Annotated in this window: 16 protein-coding genes; 7 read left to right on the top strand and 9 right to left on the bottom strand. The window is 55.9% G+C overall.

All coding sequences use genetic code 11. The features are described from left to right. Positions 1–549: 549 nt before the first annotated feature. Entirely contained in the window at positions 550–1482 is a 933-nt protein-coding gene (locus DS906_RS08050; RefSeq protein ID WP_233494728.1) for a LysR substrate-binding domain-containing protein, read from the bottom strand. Positions 1483–1566: 84 nt separating this feature from the next. Here DS906_RS08050 and DS906_RS08045 point away from each other — a divergent pair, with 84 nt between their 5' ends. Further along, positions 1567–2235, top strand: coding sequence for an FMN-dependent NADH-azoreductase (locus DS906_RS08045; RefSeq protein WP_113789690.1), 669 nt, complete (start codon positions 1567–1569; stop codon positions 2233–2235). Positions 2236–2630: 395 nt separating this feature from the next. Here the strand turns inward: DS906_RS08045 and DS906_RS08040 are convergent, their stop codons facing one another. Both DS906_RS08040 and DS906_RS08035 read right to left on the bottom strand, forming a co-directional pair. After that, complete coding sequence (locus tag DS906_RS08040; protein ID WP_113789689.1) at positions 2631–3128, bottom strand: toxin-activating lysine-acyltransferase; 498 nt, start codon at positions 3126–3128, stop codon at positions 2631–2633. Next, positions 3128–4069 carry a Hint domain-containing protein gene (locus tag DS906_RS08035; protein WP_113789688.1) on the bottom strand — a complete coding sequence of 314 codons (942 nt, stop codon included), beginning with the start codon at positions 4067–4069 and terminating at the stop codon, positions 3128–3130. The genes DS906_RS08040 and DS906_RS08035 overlap by 1 nt, the downstream gene beginning before the upstream one ends. 676 nt (positions 4070–4745) lie before the next feature. On the opposite strand from DS906_RS08035, the gene DS906_RS08030 reads away from it, so the two are divergent. Both DS906_RS08030 and DS906_RS08025 read left to right on the top strand, forming a co-directional pair. After that, the gene (locus DS906_RS08030) at positions 4746–5180 is read left to right on the top strand and encodes a hypothetical protein (RefSeq protein WP_113789687.1); all 435 of its coding nucleotides are present in this window, start codon (positions 4746–4748) and stop codon (positions 5178–5180) included. Between the two features lie 83 nt (positions 5181–5263). Continuing rightward, the gene (locus tag DS906_RS08025) at positions 5264–6283 is read left to right on the top strand and encodes an HNH endonuclease signature motif containing protein (RefSeq protein ID WP_113789686.1); all 1020 of its coding nucleotides are present in this window, start codon (positions 5264–5266) and stop codon (positions 6281–6283) included. A gap of 676 nt (positions 6284–6959) precedes the next feature. Here DS906_RS08025 and DS906_RS08020 read toward each other — a convergent pair. Together DS906_RS08020 and DS906_RS08015 are read right to left on the bottom strand one after the other, a co-directional pair. Beyond that, entirely contained in the window at positions 6960–7463 is a 504-nt protein-coding gene (locus DS906_RS08020; RefSeq protein WP_113789685.1) for a hypothetical protein, read from the bottom strand. Between the two features lie 385 nt (positions 7464–7848). Continuing rightward, positions 7849–8799 (bottom strand): GlxA family transcriptional regulator, encoded by a 951-nt coding sequence (locus DS906_RS08015; RefSeq protein ID WP_113789684.1) that lies wholly within the window; start codon positions 8797–8799, stop codon positions 7849–7851. A gap of 136 nt (positions 8800–8935) precedes the next feature. Here DS906_RS08015 and DS906_RS08010 point away from each other — a divergent pair, with 136 nt between their 5' ends. The 4 genes from DS906_RS08010 to DS906_RS07995 are packed head-to-tail and all read left to right on the top strand — an operon-like array spanning position 8936 to position 13408. Continuing rightward, entirely contained in the window at positions 8936–9646 is a 711-nt protein-coding gene (locus DS906_RS08010; protein ID WP_113789683.1) for a GntR family transcriptional regulator, read from the top strand. A gap of 7 nt (positions 9647–9653) precedes the next feature. After that, positions 9654–10571, top strand: coding sequence for a dihydrodipicolinate synthase family protein (locus tag DS906_RS08005; protein ID WP_113789682.1), 918 nt, complete (start codon positions 9654–9656; stop codon positions 10569–10571). 3 nt (positions 10572–10574) lie between these two features. After that, on the top strand, positions 10575–12071 hold the full coding sequence (locus DS906_RS08000) for an aldehyde dehydrogenase (protein ID WP_113789681.1): 1497 nt from the start codon (positions 10575–10577) through the stop codon (positions 12069–12071). After that, positions 12068–13408 carry an FAD-binding oxidoreductase gene (locus tag DS906_RS07995; protein WP_113789680.1) on the top strand — a complete coding sequence of 447 codons (1341 nt, stop codon included), beginning with the start codon at positions 12068–12070 and terminating at the stop codon, positions 13406–13408. Before DS906_RS08000 ends, DS906_RS07995 begins: the two co-directional genes overlap by 4 nt. A gap of 4 nt (positions 13409–13412) precedes the next feature. Here DS906_RS07995 and DS906_RS07990 read toward each other — a convergent pair whose 3' ends face one another. The 4 genes from DS906_RS07990 to DS906_RS07975 all read right to left on the bottom strand — a co-directional run bounded on the left by DS906_RS07990 (position 13413) and on the right by DS906_RS07975 (position 17612). Then, positions 13413–14147 carry an SDR family NAD(P)-dependent oxidoreductase gene (locus DS906_RS07990; RefSeq protein ID WP_113789679.1) on the bottom strand — a complete coding sequence of 245 codons (735 nt, stop codon included), beginning with the start codon at positions 14145–14147 and terminating at the stop codon, positions 13413–13415. Continuing rightward, positions 14144–14875, bottom strand: a complete 732-nt coding sequence (locus tag DS906_RS07985) for an SDR family NAD(P)-dependent oxidoreductase (protein ID WP_199528510.1) — start codon at positions 14873–14875, stop codon at positions 14144–14146. Before DS906_RS07985 ends, DS906_RS07990 begins: the two co-directional genes overlap by 4 nt. Positions 14876–14886: 11 nt before the next feature. Next, positions 14887–15990 (bottom strand): mandelate racemase/muconate lactonizing enzyme family protein, encoded by a 1104-nt coding sequence (locus tag DS906_RS07980; protein WP_113789678.1) that lies wholly within the window; start codon positions 15988–15990, stop codon positions 14887–14889. Between the two features lie 74 nt (positions 15991–16064). Then, on the bottom strand, positions 16065–17612 hold the full coding sequence (locus tag DS906_RS07975; RefSeq protein ID WP_113789677.1) for a trimethylamine methyltransferase family protein: 1548 nt from the start codon (positions 17610–17612) through the stop codon (positions 16065–16067). Positions 17613–17648 lie beyond the last annotated feature (36 nt).

Here is a 17648-nt window from a genome sequence, read left to right as displayed (position 1 = left end):
CGCTGTCTCGGTTGTTTTGCGACGTTAGAGTTTGGACTGGAGCCTGATAGAGAACGTTGGCGCTGTCGCAACCAAGTGGCGCTACGTCCGCGACTCGGTCCTAGCCCCATCGAACTACCCTGCGGGCAGACCCAATGTCCGCTTTTCTCGCTGCGTCGCTGCTAATGAATTGGTCAACTAGGTTGCTGCATCTGCAAACATCGGCACCGTAGCATGTCTGCTTTGGGCTCAAAGAAGACATTCGGATATTTCGTTCAGACAATTGACGGGCACAAAGGGGTCAAGGTCGGCAAAGTGCTGCTAGCAGACGAATGCACCCGCAGCAGCCCAGTTGCACGGCAAAGGCGGCAATGGGCTCAACGTGCCAGCTCCAGCACGTCGCAGGGAATGTCAGCAGCGAGCCCAGATTGTCCGATGCTCCACCAGACACGAACAACTGCAATAGCAAGGGTTGCTGCCATTCAAACCGCTAACTTGGTAAAACGGAACAGTGTAGAAAGCAATTTGTTCAGTTTGGCTAGTTCTTTGAAAGCTAACGTCCCGGCAATTTTAGTTGCAAGAACGTGCCCATGTAGCGAAACGCTCCACTTCACAAGAACGCGGCTGCTCGCTAAGGCACACAGCCCAAAACGTTCTGCCTGGCAATTCCGTTTCAGACAGGCGCACTAGGTGCCCGGCTGCGACTGCGGAGGCGGCCAAAACGCTGGAAGCTAGTACCACGCCCTGACCTGCAAGTGCCGCGTCGATGGCATTAATTTCTTCGGAGAAATGCTGTGTGACCTCTGGCACCTCGTCTGTGAGCCCGGCTGCCTGTGACCAGCGTTGCCAATTGGGAGGCACTTCTCCGCCGCAATTCCAGCGGTACTGAATCAATGGCAGACGAAGAACGTCGGCATTTTCTTTGACCTGATGCCGACGCAGCACCTCCGGCGCGCAGAGCGGAATCAAACTGTCGTTAAATAGTGGCAACCATTGATTTTCCGTGCCCGCATGTACTGCATATCGAACAGCGAAATCGACATCGCTTCCGGACAGGTCCACCGGCCGGTTGTCAGCTTCGATTTTAAGGTTCAACCCTGTTTGACTTTGCAATGCGGGCAGGCGTTTCATGAGCCAGAAGCTCGCGAATGCCACAGTTACGGAAACCGTCAAGGGGCGGTCTTGATCCAACTGAGAAAGGCCTGAGATGGCTTGGGCCATACGGTCGAAACTCTCGCACAGCACTGGGTATAATGACTCGCCTTCCGCCGAAAGGCGGATTGGTCGAGGATAGCGGTGAAAGAGCTTTACTTCCAAAATCTCTTCAAGTTGGCGGATCTGGTGGCTGATCGCGGTCGGCGTTAGGTGAAGCTCTTCTGCGGCACGGGCAAAATGAAGATGCCGGGCGGCGGCTTCAAAGGCACGCAGCGCGTGGAGTGGTGGCAAGCGCCGCATCGCTTCCATCCTTTCCGTTCGGATTGCACCTAGATGAATCTCATTCATCCATAACCTGAAAAATCCGCCTTCGCCAGAGAATAAGCCGCTTGGTAGGCAAAGCGTGTAGTGAAAAAACTTAGGAGACTGCCAATGCCTACTCTGTTGCGAATTGACGCAAGCGCCCAGCTTGAAGAACGCTCTCTTACACGAAACCTGACCGGGATATTCACCGATACATTTCTGGCAAACGCACCGGAATCGCACGTGATCACCCGGGATGTAGGGCTAAACCCCATTCCCGCTATTGACCAAGAATTCATTCAAGCCGCTTTTACCCCACTCGAAGAGCGTGAGGCGTGGATGAACGAGCGCCTAGCGCTGTCCGACGAACTGATCGAGGAAGTGGAAGCCGCGGAAATCCTAGTCATGGGAGCGCCGATGTACAATTACGGGATACCTACCGCTTTGAAAGGCTGGATTGACCAAGTGGCACGGATCGGCAAGACCTTTTCCTTTGATCTTGCACGCGGGGATACGCCGATCGAGCCTATCCTATCTGGAAAGCGACTGGTGGTGCTGTCAGCGCGCGGCGAATTTGGTTTTGGTCAGGGCGGTGTAAGGGCTCACCTCAACGCGCTTGACCTTGGTCTGGCGGCCTGTGCGCATTACTTCGGCGTTGCGCCCGGGCATGTCGAAACCATCGCCATCGAATACCAAGAGTTCAAAGACGACCGTCACCGGGCTTCAGTTATAACTGCAGAGGCCCGCACCCGTGATTTGGCTACCGAATTGGCCATAACTGTAGCGCAGGCGGTTTGAAGTTAGTTTAAGAATGGACGGGACTTGGTGGCGCGGACTGAACTCCGAGCCACCAAGCCGTTGGCAAGTAGCTTAACGCCATGAAGGGGCTGTATCGAGCTTCAAAGGTTAGATTATATGGAACTTGTAGTGATAACTCCATCAACATGGAGGTCAGTTATGGGCTTTTCTGATGTCGTTCGGTTGCGCCAAAGAGACGTCCGCTTCGTCCGCAGAGCGGACGCATGCACACGCAGAGATCAAGTGGCTTGGGAAAGGCAGGTAGGGGCTCAAACCGGTCATCTGACGGTTTCGGTTGGATATCGTGCCGGTTCAGACGGCATCAAGGTCGGCTGAGCGGACGAAGCTGCCGTTTGCAATTCCGCCTAGCCAACCTTGCCGCGACAAGGGGATACTCACTCTTGAAAAGGTTTAACCCAAATTCGCTGCCCTTTGGGGGCATCGTGATTCACGCGCACGATTTTAGTTGGCTTCTTGTTTTGAAGGTCGATCCTTAGAAAGCTAAACTCACGAGTTGGAACATTACCGGGCTTACGAATCCACTGAGACATAAGTGTTCCTATCCCACCATAGGGAGCTATCAGATCCACGATCCAAAACCGATCTCCCGCGCTCCACTCGTCAATAAGCAGGCCATCACCATTTACGAACCGCCGTTCCGCCTCCTCCGTGAGAAGCGCCCAAGTGAACAATCCTCGAGGAACGCCGCCGATGCGAAAAATAGTAAACTGCTTTGCGTCAATTGCTGGTTCGAATGCCTCGCGAAACTTTACGATCGGAAGGCCTTTGTAGAGTTTGCTGCGCATAGCGAGAAACAGAAACTCGCCCATGATCCTCTGCTTCTCAGGGCTTGGAAATTCCGAAGGCGGCTTCCGAATATCAACTACATCCATCAAACACGCCTTTTCAAAGCGACAAGGCTCTTGGTCTCATTCACTGAAAGAGCTGGCATTGTGGTGGTCCAACTGCCTTCTATTTCGCCTAGTTCCGGAAAAAGCTCATAGAGCTCTTCTTGCGCCGCATAATCCAAAGCGTTGTGCCCTGTGTCGCCAGGGAAGAAGCTTTCGCTCCACGCCCCGTTCGACAACACAACCTCATGCTGGTCAAACATAATGTGGTAATAGGTGACGCTTTGGTCATCGCTGATATCGATTGCACCCCCATCAACTAAACCCTTTGCCGGCGCTAAGGCTTGGTCGAGGCCAAAGAGAAGCTGGGTATCCGGACTAGACAAATACATCCTGTGCTGTGGAGAAACCGTCAAATCCTTACTGGGCTGTTCCTCGCCTAGAGCACCAGCGCGAAAACGTACGGGCCGCAAATGCTGGTTTTCTTTCAGGTCCTGATGACTGAGCACCCTCGAGCCGATCCACCGGATTGGCTTGGCGCCATGCTCCTTTGTCATGACCATATCGCCAACCACAAGCGACTCTACCGAACGTGGTCCGGATGGCGTCTCAATCAACGTTTTTGATGCAAAGCATATGAAGTTGATGACAACTGAATCCTCGTCACCCTCTCCTGCAACGACGAATGTAACAGAGTCTCCAAAAGTCGGCTCCGATGCATCGAAAGTGAAGGTGTATACGCCCGTGTCCGGATCTACCGATAGCCCCCCGCCAAAATCTGCGGTATTTCCGGGGGAGACGATCTCGAATGATTCGCCGGTAGCTCCAAAGGTAGAATCGAAATCCACGACAACGGTAACGATCCCGTCATAGTCGTTGAAATTTAGGTCATCAAGCGTCCAAATATCGAGACCAGCGGTACCGCTGCCGCTGAAACCGATATCAGCACCGTCGACTGTGGCCGAAACCATACTGATGTTACTCATACGAAACCTACCAGCTAACCTCTGAGCACAAAGTCTGTTGTGCAAATCTTTCGATAGCTCGAAGGTATCCAATTTTTGAGTTATGTGAAGTACTTAATTATGCAATGGTTTGCATCTTTGAAGAAGTGTTGCGGCAACCGATTTGGTTGGGTGTCGATAACTCTTTCAGACGAGATAAAAGAGTCAGAATCCTAACAGTTTAATGCTCTACACGGAAACAGGTTTACTTAACTATTTGGAAAAGTGAAATCGAGATCATTGTATACAGACTTTTCAGAATGCCGGACGACAGCACCGGGCTCGCAGCCGACACCTGGCCATTTCACTCAGACCACAGACGCGCACTTGGACGGCCAAGGTCGGCAATGTGCTGTAAGCAGCCTAATGCACCCGCAGCTACCAGATCACTCGGCAACGGCGGCTCAGGGCTCATACTTCCAGTCGAGGCACATCGCAGAGAATGACGGCAGAGAGCCCCGAAGCGGGCAATCGGTTCCTATACGGAGAAGAGCGGCTATGATGGGCTAAGTAATAGGTTCAATCATCACTGTGAATTTTAACCGAAACTTTATTGACAGGTTCCGAATTCGGAACTAAACCGGTCTTGTTCCGAATTCGGAACTAAAATCATTCACTGGCAGACGGCTAAGGGCCGCGCCACTCAGGAGAGAAAACGATGGATGGACAGCATCGCCATGACGCTGCTTATGCGACAATGTGTTCGTACCTTGGACTATCGGCGAGAGACGTAGCGGAAATCGGAGGGTTCTCTGATCGGTTCGCACGGGACATTCTTTCGGGCCGTAAGTCCTTCCCGCAAGACACCAAGGTCGGATTGTTCCAGTTGTTAAAGGACTACAAGACCATCATTGACGCGATGAAAGCAGACGTGCGTGCCGGTGAAAGAGTTTTCTACATATACCGCACTAATGAACAGCTTCGGGCTTCGCCAGTGGGCGACGTTTGGCCTTCGGTCGGCAAGGCCAAAGGTGGATTTGTAGGTCCTTACAGAAGCGCAGCCTTCGAAGTTTATCAATGGGCTACAGACGTTGTTAACGGACCTGCAACTCCGATAAATCTGGTATTTGCTGAGACCCCTCAAACAAGCTGATCAAGCAATCCCGAAAACAATGCCAGACCTGCGCAGGCCACGTCTGCGTCGCGCTCTCGGCTGTCCAATTCAAAGGTGAAAAAATGTCAAACCTATTCGTCAACACTTTCAATGAGACCCGAACCTGCACTTTCAAAGGGGACATTTATGATATTCGCGACAACGGCGCGATACTCCGTCGGAAACGACCCAGCGGAAGACAGCGCAAACTCGACGACTTCTGGACCTTCGGCACAAAGGACACCAACTCAGGATACGCAAATTTTGGGAGCCACAAAGTACATCGGATCGTCGCAATGGCTTTCCATGGGGAACCTCCAACCGGCCAACATATTGTCGATCATATCGACACCAATCGCATGAACAATCGCCCGGAAAACTTGCGCTGGATCACGAGGCTTGAGAACATCTTGTTGAACCCGATTACTCTGAAGAGGGTAATTGAGGCATATGGGTCAGTCGAAAACTTCTTTTCTAATCCTGAGATGCCCAAGCATAAGCCGCTTCCGAGCCAATATGATTGGATGCGAGCAGTCTCTGCATCAGAAGCTACGGAGAGCAGGCGCAAACTAGAAAACTGGGCAGCAAGCTCGAAATCGCCCTCGGGCTCTGGACTGGGAGAGTGGCTGTTTGATCACCGCACTCAACAGGAACAGCCCAAATTGCCCGAGATTATTCCTTCACTAACTGAGGGAGCCTCGCAAATGAACTGGCGGACACCGTCGGAGTTTCCGTGCTGCCCTAAGCCCGGGAAAGATCGAACATTGATGGAATACTATCGGGCGCTTTCATTCGGAGCGGTATTTGCAGCCAACGAACATGGAAAATCCCATTTCGTCGATGGATGTTCAGACCGCCATAGCGACTGCCTGATAGTGGTCTGCCGCGTCGAGAATAATCCGATCAATGACTGGGGTATCACATCGATATATCTGCATGAAGGTGAATTCATCCATGAAAACAAGAACACTTTCTTCACTTTGGTCGAAGCTATGGAGATTTATGCAGCAGGAACCGGGGAGGGTTTTTATCCAGAGAAATACGAGCCGGACTTGGGCCGTCACCCAGCGCTCGTCTCAGCTTCTGAGCAACGTCATCGCTAAGCTGGCATTCAAACAGGGCCAGCGGACGGCAGTTGTGCCCCGCGTTCTGTGAGTTCGCTAATCAAGCCGTGAAGGTCAGCAATGGATCCAAAGTCGAAGAATGCAATTGCAGCGGTCAAATAGAGCGGGAAAGGCAGGTAAGGGCTCATGTCGGCTATCGAATAGCTTTACGAAGAATAACCTCTAACAATCGCCACAATCACACTGTCGCCTTTTTAATCACAACTAAGACTACTATTCCCCCACAGGACTCCTACACAGAGATTGCTTCGAAGATATTTTTATGTAATTAAATCAGCGCACTGAAGCACCCCCACCTGAGTTCAATTCTCTCCAGCAGCACCATCCAATCTCCATTGAATAATGCGCCCGCTGCTTGATTGAGAGCGTGGCAGTCCTGTACCCACTTACATGTGCATTGGATGCATCAAGCCCCGGTGGTGTAGTTCGAATTGCGCGTGACGTATTGAGTTTACTTTGGACCATTCAGCTCAACGCCTTGTTCGCGGAGTATGAATGCAACCTTCCTCAAACGGGGGAGGTACTTGACGTTTGTAAGCCCCACTTGCCGGGATAAACTTGAATTTGTCGATCCACTCTCACATTGAGAAACCGACAGTGCGTTGAATTATTATTTGTCGAAATTACCCAGCCCGTGCTGGGATCCCCGGTCGCGTCAAATGCGCCGTTCCGACGCCGACAATGCGCCCGCAAGCGAGCTCTTGATCTCTGATGGGATGTCCCGACCTTGCTGATTCAGCTTTGCTGCGATCCAGCCCGCGGAATGTCCACGGCATCCGATCTTGTTCATGCGCGCCGCGGCCGGTGTTGTCACTTCACCCTGAGCCAGGGCCATGGATGCCTCAACCTCAGTGTCCGGCAGGACCATTCTAACGGCGCTGAACACGTCCATCGAGACCTGTAAAGTCTGACGTTCTAGCCGATGAGCGGCGTTGGTCAGTAGTCGCGTGCAATAAGCCGACAAGAAATACCAACGGAACACCTGGAAAACCTGCCCCTTGGACGCCGCCATATTTGGCGCGCGGTCCGCAACAGCGGTCAGTTCGGAAAAGGCAGCTTCGGCCAATTTGGCCGCATCGCAAATCTGACGCTCGCGACTGGCACGAGAAACCGCGCAGTTGGCGAAGCGGGAGTCAGATTTACCGATTTCCAAGTGCATTGATATCCTCCACCGTCAATTTGTGATGAAGATATAAAATCTGACGGCATCGCCGGCATGGGAATTGCGGTCAGAATTTCCCGATTTGTCGTCTTTTTTGGCCAACTTCAGAGTCTGTCTATACATTTCACCCTATAAGTTGGCCTGTTTTGAGCCATTTGGTCAACTGGTGAACACTGCAAACGTTAATGTTTTAAACAAAAAGCACACATATCTGACACGATCTTGTAATAGTTATGCCCACTTCGATATGTATGAATACTCAATCCTGCTGACCAGTTTACCAGTAAAGTTTTAACGAGGGGGTACGAAGCAGGATCAGGGGGTGAGCGCCTGTCCAACCTGGCTCGCCTTTGGGCAGAGACGCTCCCCCCGTCCTTATCACTTAGTCTATCTTGTTCTTTTGGGCATGTGGCGTCACACCAAAACTCGACCGGTAGACGCGCGAAAAATGTCCCGGATTTTCGAACCCGCAGGCCATTGCCACTTCGGTCACGGATGCTTCGGTCTGCAATAGCAGCTTCTGGGCGCGCTCCAGCCGAAGCTCCATAAAGTACTTCTTGGGCGAAGTGTTCAGGTACTTGCCGAACAACCGTTCCAACTGGCGCGTTGAAATTCCCAGATCCCCGGCAATATCAGATGGGGAAACCGGTGCCTCGATGCAATCCTGCATGATATGAATTGCCTTGGCGAGATGGGCGTTACGCATCCCGTTGCGCGATTGAAGGGACACGCGCTGTTTGGCCGTAGCATTGCGCACGGCGTTGTAGACCATCTGGTCAGCAACCGCGATGGACAGCTCTTCGCCGTGGTCCCTTTCAATCAGGTGCAACATCAGGTCGGCGGTCGCCGTGCCACCCGAGGCAGTGATGTATTTTTCATCGGCGACAAAGACACTGCGCACCAGGTTCACTTCGGGAAAGGCTTCCATAAAGGCATCATGGTATTCCCAGTGAATGGCGGCCTGCATCCCGTCCAGAAATCCTGCCTCGGCCAGCAACCACGCGCCGGAACACAGGGCGCCGATGGCTGTTCCGCGCGCCCGTTCGCGCCGCAGGGTTGCAAGCAAAGGGCGCGAGACATGGTTGCGCATATGAATACCGGACAGCACGAACAGCTGGTCGGTTTTTGGCAACGCGTCCAAACCGCCATGAACCAAAGTCACCGACCCGTTGGAACAGACGGCCTGTTTGCTGTGTTCGGACACAAAAGACCACTCATACAGATCTTGACCGCTGACGAGGTTGGCAATGCGCAGCGGCTCGACCGCGCAGGAAAAGGCGAGGTGCGAGAATTCCTCGATCAGGATGAACGTGATGTGACGGGCTTGGTGCATTGACGTCCGATTCAGTTTGATGTGGTCGACGGCTATGCTGCACGAATCTTTTCCGTATACAACTTGTATTTTATTGGAATACAGAGAATGAACGAAATAGCCGGCACGATTCGCGCAGCAACTGTTGGAGGAACGGATGAAAGACGACGCCAAATCCCGTAAGGCCGAGTTGATGGAGCACCTGAAGGTGTCGATCCTGACGCTGCGCCTGCAACCAGGCACAGATCTGGACGAGGCGCATCTTTCCGACGCTTTCGGCCTGTCCCGGACACCGTTGCGCGAAGTGTTCCGGCAACTGGCGGGCGAAGGCTATCTGGACTTGCGCACCAACCGCAGTGCCCGGGTGTCCGAGATGTCTTATACCACCCTGCGTGACTTCTTTCTGGCTGCACCCATGGTCTATGGCGCAGTTTTGCGACTTGCCGCGCAGAACGCCACGCGGACGCAGATCAACGACCTGAAAGACGCGCAACAGGCGTTCAAGGCCGCGTTGCAGTCCGGATCCGCCGAAGATCGGGCGCTGGCCAATAACCGCTTTCATGATGTTACCGGAGAGATGTCAGGCAATGTCTACTTGCGGCCCTCGTTCAACCGGCTGCTGATCGACCATGCCCGGATCGGGATGACCTTCTATAGACCCCAATCTGTGCACAAGACCGAGAACCTGTCCGAAGCAAGTCGCCAGCATGACGCCATCATCGCCGCCATCGAGGCGGGCGATGAGGCGGCTGCTGCGCAGCTGGCCGAGGATCACTGGAACCTGTCACGCGACCAAATCGAACTGTTCGTGATGCCTGCCGCGTTGGATGTCCCGATGGGCATCCCGCCCCTTTCGAAACCTGCATGAGGACGGAATGAACCCGATTTTCAGATTTGAGGGGATCTATACCCCGGTGGTCACGCCCTATCACCAAGATGGCCGCGTGAACTGGGATGCCCTGTCCCACGTGATCGAACACCTGATTGAGAATGGTGTGCACGGGCTGATCTCGGGCGGGTCAACGGGTGAGAACTATGCCCAGACCGTCGAAGAACGGCTGGAACTGGCGTCGTTCACGCATAAGCAGTTGAAAGGCCGGGTGCCTCTGGTTGTCGGAACCGGCGCGATGCTGACGCCGGATTCCATCGCGCTGGCCTCGGGCGCGCGTGAGATTGGCGCAGACGCGATTCTGCTGGCCAGCCCACCCTATTCGGTGCCGACCGATCGGGAAAACGCCCTAAACGCGCTGGCCATCGACAAGGCCGCTGACTTGCCGGTGATGTTGTACAACTACCCGCACCGCACCGGTACGATGATGGGGGAAGAATTCCTTGACCGCGTGGGGCGCAGCCGAAACTTCTGCGGCATCAAGGAAAGCTCGGGGGATATCAACCGGGTGCACTTGTTGGCGCGGGATTACCCGCATATCCAGCTTGGCTGCGGCATGGATGATCAGGCGCTGGAATTCTTCGCCTGGGGCGCACCGTTCTGGGTCTGCGGTGGGTCGAACTTCCTGCCGGCCGAACATGTAGCACTATATCAAGCCTGCGTTGTCGAAGGGAACTTCGCCAAGGGCCGCCGCATCATGTCCGCCATGATGCCGTTGATGCGCGTGCTGGAACAGGGTGGAAAATTCATCCAGACGATCAAGCATGGCGTCACGATGAACGGGATCAACGCAGGCGCGATGCGGCCCCCGCTTAAGGGGCTGAACAAGGATGACAAACGCGCATTGGAACAGGTGACGCGCGTGCTGAAGAAAACAATCGCAGATATCGTGGCGGAGGGCTAAGGCATGGAATTGCTGACACAGGACGAATACAAATCCATCGCTGCGGGCCTGACCTTGCCCACCGGGGCCTTCATCGACGGCGCTTTCCGCCCGGCAGTCTCTGGCAAGACCTTTGAGACGGTGAACCCCGCTACAGGCGAGAAACTGGCCGATATTGCCGCTTGCGACGCGGCGGATGTGGATTTTGCCGTCGAAAAAGCGCGCGAGGCGTTTGACGATGGACGCTGGTCCAGGATGCACCCCTCGGATCGCAAGGACATACTGATCCGACTGGCCAAGTTGATGACCCGCAATGCCCGTGAATTGGCAGTGATGGAGAGTATCGACAGCGGCAAGACCATCTATGACTGCGAAACCGTGGATATCCCCGAAACGATCCACTGCCTGAAATGGCATGCCGAGGCGATCGACAAAATCTATGATCAGGTCTCGCCCGCCAGCGACGACCACATCGCCATGGTGGTGCGCGAACCCATCGGAGTTGTGGGGTTGGTGCTGCCGTGGAACTTCCCGCTGCTGATGCTGGCGTGGAAGATCGGGCCTGCCTTGGCGGCGGGCTGCTCGGTTGTGGTGAAACCAGCAACCGAAACCACGCTGACCGCCCTGCGCCTCGCGGAACTGGCGATGGAGGCGGGCCTGCCGCGCGGCGTTCTGAACATCGTTCCGGGTGACGGTGCTGACGTGGGCGAGCCCATCGGTCGACATATGGAGATCGACATGGTCTCTTTCACCGGCTCGACCGTCACTGGCAAACGGTTCCTGTCCTATTCGGCGGAAAGCAACGCCAAAGAGGTTGTGTTGGAGATGGGCGGCAAGAACCCGGCCATCGTGATGGATGACGCCGAGAACCTTGACCGCGTGGCGGCCCATGTCGTGAATGGCGCGTTCTGGAATATGGGTGAGAACTGTTCCGCCTCGTCCCGTCTGATCGTGCACAAGGACGTAAAGGCTGAGTTGCTGGAGCGGATCGCCCATCACGCGAAGCAGTGGAATATCGGTGATCCGCTGGACCCGGAAACCCGAATGGGTGCGTTGGTCAGCGAAGGCCACTACAACAAGGTTTGCAGTTACCTTGATCAAGCCGAAAACGTGGTGATTGGTGGCAATGCCAACAAAGGTTTTGTCGAAGCGACCGTGGTCGAAGTGCCCGGCAATCACAGCACTCTGGCGCGCGAAGAGATTTTTGGCCCCGTTCTGTCGGTGATCGAAGTGTCTGGCTTTGACGAGGCCATCAAGATTGCCAATGACACTGACTATGGCCTGTGTGCTTCGATCTTTACGGCTAACGCCAAGCGAGCCATCCGCGGCGCGCGGGCGATCCGCGCCGGAACCGTGACGGTGAACAGCTTTGGCGAGGGCGATATCACCACCCCCTTCGGCGGCTACAAACAATCCGGTTTTGGTGGCCGCGATAATTCGGTCCACGCCCACGACCAGTACACCCAGTTGAAAACCATCTGGATTGATCTGGCCGATGACGCGGACGAGGCGATCGATTGACGGCCTATACTGCAAAACGGCTGCCACGACAGAACGGGCCGGCGGGGTGGAACGCCATACTGCCGCCCCAAACATCGCTACCCCGGCTGGAACAAAACATCTCAGCCGACGTCACCATTGTCGGCGGCGGGTTTGCCGGGCTCAGCGCTGCGCGCCGGTTGCGCCAGCTTGACCCAGCGCTTAAGGTCGTCCTGTTGGAGGCCGGTCGTTTTGCCGAAGGTTCCGCTGGCCGCAATTCTGGCTTCATGATCGATCTGCCCCATGATCTGGCCTCGGACAATTACGCCGGAGGCGGACTGGAAGCGGACCGCGCAACCATAGCCCTAAACCGCCGCGCAATAAGATTTGCGACGAACGTGGCTGAAGAATGCGAGCTGCCGCAGGAAATGTTCGACCCCTGCGGTAAGTTCAACGCCGCCGCCACACGAGCCGGGGACAGGCACAACCGCGAATTCGCCGCACATCTGGACCGGTTGGGAGAGCCCAGCACCATTTATGATCGCCAACAGATGCAAGAGATCACGGGCAGTCCGCACTATTCCTCGGGCCTTTATGCACCCGGCACAGTGATGATCCAGCCCGCAGGTTACATTCGGGCTCTGTCCTCTCACCTGTCGTCACAGGTTGATCTGTTCGAAAACTCTCCCGTTACCTGCTTTGAAAAACAAGGCGCGGGATGGCTGGTGAAAACACCTGAAGCGCAGGTTTCGACGGGCCGGATCATTCTGGCCAATAACGGCCATCTGGAAAGCTTTGGCTTTTACGAACGCCGACTGATGCACATATGCCTTTACGCGTCGATCACCGAGCGTTTGACGCCTGAACAGATCACGACATTGGGCGGTCAATCCCGCTGGTCGGTCACTCCGGCTGATCCGATGGGCACCTCGGTCCGGCGGGTTTCGGGCAGCTATGGCGACCGGATTCTGATCCGGTCTTGTTCAACTTTTCACCCAACAATCGAAACTAGCCCCATGCGCCTGCGCAATGCAGGCTGGGTGCATGACCGCAAGTTCCGCGAACGATTTCCGCATCTGCCCGATGTACGAATGGAGCATCGTTGGGCCGGAATGCTTTGCCTTAGCCGAAACGGATCAGCGGCATTCGGAGAGTTGGACAAGGGCGTCTTCTCGGCCTGTTGCCAGAACGGCTTGGGAATTGCCCGGGGGACGTTGCAGGGCATGGCTGCTGCGGAGTTGGTCACGCAGGGCGGATCGGACATTGCGGATCATTTCCTGGCTCAACCGATGCCGCCGCGCCTACCGCCTGAGCCGTTCGCCTCTTTGGGTGCAAATAGCTATCTGATTTGGAAAGAGTGGCGTTCCGGAAAGGAATGACCTGTCAGGGCAGGCTGAGCTTGGTCATGCGACCGCCGTCCACGGTGTAGATCTGACCGGTGACAAAGCTGGCCTCTTCAGATGCAAGAAACGCCACCACTGCCGCGACTTCCTCTGGTCGGCCAGTCCGGGCGACGGGATGAATGCGGCCAATGTCGCGGCGAAAAGCATCCGGGTCAGGCTGCGCGTCGATGATATCCATGTTCAGTTCAGTGTCGATCCAGCCGGGCGCCACCGCGTTGCACCGGACCCCCTCCGCCCCGTGATCCACGGCGACGGCGCGGGTCAAACCGTGCAACCCGGCTTTGGTAGCACAATAGGCCGCATGGCCAGGATTACTGCCCAACCCTTCGATGGAGCCGATGTTGACGATGTTCCCTTGCGTCTGCCGCAGATGGGACAGCGCCGCCTTGATCAGCAGAAAAGGGGCCGTCAGGTTGACCAACAGGTTGCGCTGCCAATCCTCCAGGCTCATGTCCTCGACAAGGGCTTCCTGCATCATGCCCGCGTTGTTGACGAGGATATCCAGACGCCCTGCCCGCTCAACGACCTGACTGACCACAGATTGCGGGCTGCTCGGATCACCAAAATCCGCCTCGATCCCTTCGAACCTGGGATCTTGCCCGCGTTGTGCGGTAAAAACCCGTGCCCCGTCCTGACGCAACCGTTCAGCAATGGCCCGACCGATCCCGCTGCGCCCGCCGGTGACAAGGGCGGTTTTGCCTTCAAATCGGTTCATGATACTGGCTTGCCTCCATTCACCTCAAGCACCGCGCCGCAGATATAGCGCGACGCATCCGAGGCCAAAAACAGGATCACATCAGCAATGTCTTCGGGTTCCGCAATGTGCCCCAAGGGAACAGTCTGCCCCAGCTTAGCGACAGCTGTGTCCGGGTCGAAGCCACGCTTGGCAAAACCGGATCGCAACATGGGCGTGTTCACCTCGTTCGGGCAAACCGCGTTGATGCGAATGCCCTGATGGGCGTGGTCCATCCCCATGCATTGGGTCAGAGAGGCAATCGCGGCCTTGGTCATGCAGTAGACAGCGTGGTTTGGACCGGGGCGCAAGCCCCAGCAGGATGCGGTGTTTACGATCGCCCCGCCTCCGTTCGCAGCCATAATCGGGATCGCAGCGCGGCAAATGCGAAAGGGGGCTTCAACGTTCACGCCCAGAGACAGAGACCAATCCTGATCCGAGGTTTCGGTGACGGCACCCCGCGTAATGACACCCGCATTGTTGACCAAAATGTCCAACCCGCCCAGCGCATCTGCTGCCCTTTGCGGAAGTGCGTCGGCATAGACCGGGTCCAGCAGATCACCGGGCAGATGGGCCTCGGCCTCGATCCCGTCGGTCAGGCGGTCAGCAACGGCAACCTGCGCGCCGGCGGCACGTAGGCGGCGCACCAGAGAGTTTCCGATCCCCCCTGCAGCGCCCGTGACCAACGCCGATTTTCCTTCAAACTCCATGATGTTCCCCATTAGAACGACGCAACCGGCGCGCCAAAGCGGGTTTCGTCGGGCACGACACCCAAACCCGGCCCGGTTGGAACTTGGATATGCCCGCCCTCGATGCTGATTCCATTCTCGGCATCGTAATTGCCTTCGATGTATGGTGCAGCCAGCCAAACACCTTCCAGCAGATCGGGCCGAACAGTCGCGCCGATATGTGTGCATGCAGCGGCAATAATGTCCCCTCCCCAGCTGTCATCGCAGGTATGAGGCAGATTACACGCGTCGCAGAGGTCTCGGAACGCGCGCATTGGCTGCAGGCCACCGATCCGCGTGACTTTCATACCGAACCCATCCACCAGACCAGTGCCCGCCGCAGTGATAACCGTATTCAGATTGGTGGCGTTTTCGTCCACGTAGATCGGGTGATTCACTTGTGACCGTATCTTTTGCAGATCTTCGATCGTGTTGCAGGGTTGCTCCATGACAAACGGAATGTCCGGGCATTCGCGGCTGACACGCAACGCATCACGGGTTGTCCAGCCGCGGTTTCCGTCCAAGGCCAGGCGCATGCTTGACCCGCCGATTGCCTCCCACACTTTGCGGATGGTTTCGATATCGATTTCAACCGACCGACCACCAACCTTGATCTGCAGGCGCGGGTAACCTTCGGCCAATTTTTCCCTGGCCAGAACGGCTATATCGTCGGGTGCCCCAACCCCCGTCGCATAATATGACGGAACCTTGTCTACCTCGGCACCGCCAAGCAGTTCCGACACACTGATCCCAAATCGCCTGCCCAGCAGATCATATGCCGCGATGTCGATAGCCGCCTTGGCATAGTTGTGTCCGTTCAAAAGGCCATCCATCCGTCGGTGCAGCCCTAGCGGAGAGACCTTAGCACCCAATAGTCCTTCGGCCATCTGAGCCAACGCAGCCCGAGCACCAGCGGCGTGGGCCTCAGCACATGTGGGGCCAACCGGGCAGGTCTCTCCCCATCCGACCAAACCGTTGTCGGCCACCAGTTTGACCAATGTGGTATCCAGCGCCCAGACCTCGGCATTGGCCATTGTGTAAGGGCCATTCTTGACAGGTAAATCGTGGCTATAGATGTGAATCTCAACGATTTTCACGGCTTGGTTTCCGTATTGCTATTGAAGGGACAAACCCACCCGACCGACCATGCAGGTAAATTTTGTGATTAACTTCAGTAACTTTGGTTCAGCTCATCAGCGGCCGGGATTTCACGCTCACGTCGGGCGATGTAATCCAGCAGCGCCTCGTTTTTCGCCTCATCCAGTTTGGGCTCTTCATACTCGGCCAGCAACACACGCGCGCGGTTCAGTGCGCGCGCGGTGATTTCGACGCTCCCTTCTGCCTGCCATTGTTCGATCGAGTTGTTGTCGAACAGCTCGGGCATGAAGAATGCACTCTGAAAATTGTCCTGTGTATGGGGGTGACCAAGATAGTGGCCACCGGGCCCAACATCCGGAACCGCTGCGAGGGCTTGATCCAAATCGTGCCATTTCGGCCCCTCGGCCATGCGGTAAGCCATAGCGCATTGTTCGGCGTCGACGATGAACTTGGCCACGGAACAGTGCATCCCGGCCTCATTCCACCCCGCTGAATGCCAGATGTAATTGGCACCCGCATGCATGACTGCCTGCAAGGTGGTGGCAGATTCATATCCGGCCTGAGCATCAAAGGTTTTGGCCCCACCCAACGTGTTCGAAGTACGCCAAGGGACGTCATAATGCCGTGCCATCTGGCCAATCATGAAATTCATCAGGCTGATCTCGGGTGTACCCGCCATCGGCGCACCGGACTTCATCGACACGGTCGACAGATAGTGCCCATAGATCGCCGGAGCCCCCTTGCGGATGACCTGCGTGTAGGCCAGCGCGCTCAGCGCCTCGGCATTCAACTGGGCTACCGTGGCCGGAACAGATGCGGGCGTGTTGGCACCCCCCAGAACGAAGGGTGAGCAGAGCACTGGCTGATTTCGGCGGCAAAAGGCCCGCAACGCGCCCAGCATGGTTTCGTCCCATACCAACGGCGAGTTGCCGTTGCAATTACCGGTGGTCACCGGGTAATCTTCAAGGAATTCCTCGCCAAACAGGATCGCGCACATATCCATCACATCTTCGGCGTTCTTGGGTGAGGTGGTCATGCCCATGAACGTCTTGTCCGAGTGTTTCATCGACGAATAGGTGATGCGCAGGTGGCGTTGACTGATCGGATGGTCATAAGGTTCCACGATGTGATGCGCCGAGGAATGCAGCGCGGGCATCATGTGGCTGAGTTTGTGGAACATCGCCAGATCTTCCAGCAACGGATTTCGGCGCACGTCGTCCAGATCGCGCAGGAATGGTGCGCCGGTCATCGGCACAAAGATCGAGTGCTTACCGCCCAGCCGCACATTCTTTTTCGGGTCCCGCGCGTGATAAGTGAAATCGCTGGGTATGGTGGCAATCAACTCGCGCACCAATCCGCGATCAAGAAAGACCAGCTCGCCATCGACTTTGGCACCGGCCTTCTTCCAGTCTTCCAGCGCGATGGGGTCTCGGAACTGAACGCCAACGTTCTCAAGGATGTCCATCGAGGCACTGTCGATGCGTTCGACCTGAGCGCCATCCATCACCTCACACAAGGGGATGCCTCTGGTCAGGCCAGGCAGCATTTCAAAGTTCGGGGCGGTGCGCAGGGCGCGGCGGGCAGAGCGTCCGCCCGAGCGTGTCGCAGTACGAATGTTCACGGGGCAATCCTCCAATCTTGCTGATCAGACTGACGG

The organism is Ruegeria sp. A3M17 (assembly GCF_003318255.1).
Lineage (GTDB): Bacteria > Pseudomonadota > Alphaproteobacteria > Rhodobacterales > Rhodobacteraceae > Ruegeria.
The sequence above is the reverse complement of the archived record's forward strand: the minus strand, read 5'-3'. Positions and strand labels throughout refer to the sequence as shown.

Excerpts from the sequence above, each read along its gene's own strand:
- DS906_RS08050 (WP_233494728.1), bottom strand. The coding sequence starts at position 1,482 with ATGAATGAGATTCATCTAGGTGCAATCCGAACGGAAAGGATGGAAGCG.
- DS906_RS08045 (WP_113789690.1), top strand. The coding sequence starts at position 1,567 with ATGCCTACTCTGTTGCGAATTGACGCAAGCGCCCAGCTTGAAGAACGC.
- DS906_RS08040 (WP_113789689.1), bottom strand. The coding sequence starts at position 3,128 with ATGGATGTAGTTGATATTCGGAAGCCGCCTTCGGAATTTCCAAGCCCT.
- DS906_RS08035 (WP_113789688.1), bottom strand. The coding sequence starts at position 4,069 with ATGAGTAACATCAGTATGGTTTCGGCCACAGTCGACGGTGCTGATATC.
- DS906_RS08030 (WP_113789687.1), top strand. The coding sequence starts at position 4,746 with ATGGATGGACAGCATCGCCATGACGCTGCTTATGCGACAATGTGTTCG.
- DS906_RS08025 (WP_113789686.1), top strand. The coding sequence starts at position 5,264 with ATGTCAAACCTATTCGTCAACACTTTCAATGAGACCCGAACCTGCACT.
- DS906_RS08020 (WP_113789685.1), bottom strand. The coding sequence starts at position 7,463 with ATGCACTTGGAAATCGGTAAATCTGACTCCCGCTTCGCCAACTGCGCG.
- DS906_RS08015 (WP_113789684.1), bottom strand. The coding sequence starts at position 8,799 with ATGCACCAAGCCCGTCACATCACGTTCATCCTGATCGAGGAATTCTCG.
- DS906_RS08010 (WP_113789683.1), top strand. The coding sequence starts at position 8,936 with ATGAAAGACGACGCCAAATCCCGTAAGGCCGAGTTGATGGAGCACCTG.
- DS906_RS08005 (WP_113789682.1), top strand. The coding sequence starts at position 9,654 with ATGAACCCGATTTTCAGATTTGAGGGGATCTATACCCCGGTGGTCACG.
- DS906_RS08000 (WP_113789681.1), top strand. The coding sequence starts at position 10,575 with ATGGAATTGCTGACACAGGACGAATACAAATCCATCGCTGCGGGCCTG.
- DS906_RS07990 (WP_113789679.1), bottom strand. The coding sequence starts at position 14,147 with ATGAACCGATTTGAAGGCAAAACCGCCCTTGTCACCGGCGGGCGCAGC.
- DS906_RS07985 (WP_199528510.1), bottom strand. The coding sequence starts at position 14,875 with ATGGAGTTTGAAGGAAAATCGGCGTTGGTCACGGGCGCTGCAGGGGGG.